The sequence below is a fragment of the Methylorubrum podarium genome (assembly GCF_022179745.1).
GTDB lineage: Bacteria > Pseudomonadota > Alphaproteobacteria > Rhizobiales > Beijerinckiaceae > Methylobacterium > Methylobacterium podarium.
This window is the reverse complement of sequence record NZ_BPRD01000465.1, coordinates 1-2094: the sequence shown is the minus strand read 5'-3', so window position 1 is coordinate 2094 and position 2094 is coordinate 1. Positions and strand designations below refer to the sequence as shown.

Annotated in this window: 2 protein-coding genes; both read right to left on the bottom strand. The window is 68.9% G+C overall.

The genetic code is table 11. From position 1 onward, the window contains the following. Positions 1 to 33: 33 nt before the first annotated feature. A complete protein-coding gene (locus tag MFF42_RS20875; protein ID WP_238257460.1) occupies positions 34 to 915 on the bottom strand; it encodes a 3-hydroxybutyryl-CoA dehydrogenase in 882 nt (293 codons plus the stop codon). 156 nt (positions 916 to 1071) lie between these two features. After that, on the bottom strand, positions 1072 to 2025 hold the full coding sequence (locus MFF42_RS20870; RefSeq protein WP_238257459.1) for an electron transfer flavoprotein subunit alpha/FixB family protein: 954 nt from the start codon (positions 2023 to 2025) through the stop codon (positions 1072 to 1074). Positions 2026 to 2094: the final 69 nt, after the last annotated feature.

The window sequence follows — 2094 nt, the reverse complement described above, 5'->3', positions numbered from 1 at the left end:
GCGGGCGGCTTTTTCATGCGGGCGTGCCGCGCGTCAGCGCGTCGGGATCGGCGTCTCGCCGCGATAGTCATAGAAGCCGCGCTTGGTCTTGCGGCCGAGCCAGCCGGCCTCGACGTATTTCACCAGCAGCGGGCAGGGCCGATACTTCGAGTCGGCCAGCCCCTCGTAGAGCACCTGCATCACCGACAGGCAGGTATCGAGGCCGATGAAGTCGGCGAGCTGCAGCGGCCCCATCGGGTGGTTGGCGCCGAGCCGCATCGCCGTGTCGATCGATTCGACCGAGCCGACGCCCTCGTAGAGCGTGTAGATCGCCTCGTTGATCATCGGCAGCAGGATGCGGTTGACGATGAAGGCCGGGAAATCCTCCGACATGGTCGAGGTCTTGCCGAGCTTGGCGATGAAGGCCTTGGCCGATTCGTAGGTCGGATCCTCGGTGGCGATGCCGCGGATCAGCTCGACGAGCTGCATCACCGGCACCGGGTTCATGAAGTGGATGCCGATGAAGCGGTCCGGCCGGTCGGTCGATGCGGCGAGCCGGGTGATCGAGATCGACGAGGTGTTGGTCGCGACCAGCGCGTCGGGCTTGAGCGACGGGCAGAGCGTCTGAAAGATCTTGCGCTTGGTCGCCTCGTCCTCGGTCGCGGCCTCGATGACGAGATCGCAGGCGCCGAGGTCGTCGAAGCTGCGCGCCGCCGCGATGCGGGCCAGGGCGCTGCGGCGCTGCTCGTCGTTCAGCGTGCCCTTCTGGACCTGCCGCGTGAGGTTCGCGTCGATGAGCGCGAGCCCGGCCTCGATCCGCTCGGGATCACGGTCGTTCAGCCGGACGTCGAGGCCCGACGCCGCGCAGACATGCGCGATGCCGTTCCCCATCTGGCCGGCACCGACGATGCCGACCGTCTTGATCTCGATGCCCATACCCGTATCGCGTCCTACCTGCTGCGGCATCGTCCTCTCGACCGCATCCCTAGAATGCGGCACTGCAACAAAAGCGTCAAACCGGCCTCGAGCCGCAGGCGCTCGAGGCGGTCCGACGGTGTCGTGAGGCGCGCTGCCGATCCGTCTACCGATGCGTCACCGATCCTTGGCCTTCGCGATCTCGGCCTGCAAGTCCGGCACGACCTGAAACAGGTCGCCGACCAGTCCGTAATCCGCCACCTGGAAGATCGGCGCGTCCTCGTCCTTGTTGACGGCGACAATGACCTTCGAGTCCTTCATGCCGGCCAGGTGCTGGATCGCGCCGGAGATGCCGACCGCCACGTAGAGGTCGGGCGCCACCACCTTGCCGGTCTGGCCGACCTGCCAGTCGTTGGGGGCGTAGCCGGCATCCACCGCCGCGCGGGAGGCGCCGACCGCGGCGCCGAGCGCGTCGGCCAGCGGCTCGATCAGCTCCTTGAACTTTTCCGCCGAGCCGAGCGAGCGGCCGCCGGAGACGATGAACTTGGCGGACGCCAGCTCCGGCCGGTCGGACTTGGCGATCTCTTCCGACTTGTAGGCGGCGCCCAGCGCATCGGGCGCCGCGGCCGAGACCGCCTCGACCGGGGCGGCGCTGCCGCCTTCCTCCGCCGGCTTGAAGGCGGCGGTGCGCACGGTGATGACCCGCTTCCCCGCGCCGGCCTGCACGGTCTGGATCGCGTTGCCGGCATAGATCGGCCGCTCGAACGTGTCGGGCGAGACGACCTTGATGATGTCGGAGATCTGCGCGACGTCGAGGAGCGCGGCCACGCGCGGCAGGGTGTTCTTGCCCGTGGTCGTGGCGGCGGCCACGATCGCGTCGTAGGGCTCGGCGATCGCGGCGATCAGCGCGGCACTCGGCTCGGCGAGGTCGTGGTCGTAGACCGCGTCCTCGGCGTTCAGCACCTTCTCGATGCCGTCGAGCTTGGCCGCGGCCTCGGCCGCCGCCTTCGATCCGGCGCCGAGCACCAGGGCGTGGATGGGGGCGCCCAGGTTCTTGGCGGCGGTCAGCGCCTTCAGCGTGCCGTCCTTGATCTGCCCGTTGGCGTGCTCGACGTAGAGGAGCGTGGTCATCGGCGAAACTTCTCGAAAAGAGGGGAGGCGCGCCGCTCCCGGCCCCCGGTCGAGCGGCGCGCCTCCCCT

Bases quoted from the DNA above. Each gene is read 5' to 3' on its own strand.
- MFF42_RS20875 (WP_238257460.1), bottom strand. From the start codon at position 915: ATGGGCATCGAGATCAAGACGGTCGGCATCGTCGGTGCCGGCCAGATG.
- MFF42_RS20870 (WP_238257459.1), bottom strand. From the start codon at position 2,025: ATGACCACGCTCCTCTACGTCGAGCACGCCAACGGGCAGATCAAGGAC.